At 65.5% G+C, this 232-nt stretch carries 1 protein-coding gene; it reads right to left on the reverse strand.

All coding sequences use genetic code 11. From position 1 onward, the window contains the following. Window positions 1-232: hypothetical protein (locus SB786_RS37865; RefSeq protein ID WP_410731791.1), on the reverse strand; the 232-nt coding region annotated here is incomplete at both ends.

Here is a 232-nt window from a genome sequence, read left to right on the forward strand (position 1 = left end):
GGGTAGCGACCGGCTCTGGCAATGCCTTCAGGTCGACCTTGCCGTTGACGGTGACCGGCATGTGCTCCAGCACCATCACATAGGCAGGCACCATGTGCTCGGGCAACAGGCCTTTGAGGGTGGCGCGGATGGTGTCCTGCCAGGCCATGCTGTCGGCCGGCACCTGTGTGGGCACCAGCCATGCGGCCAGTTGCAGTTGCGGGGCCTGGCCATGAACGCGAACCACCGCGTT

Source organism: Burkholderia sp. SIMBA_062, assembly GCF_046534765.1.
In the GTDB taxonomy this organism is placed as follows: Bacteria; Pseudomonadota; Gammaproteobacteria; order Burkholderiales; family Burkholderiaceae; genus Burkholderia; species Burkholderia ambifaria.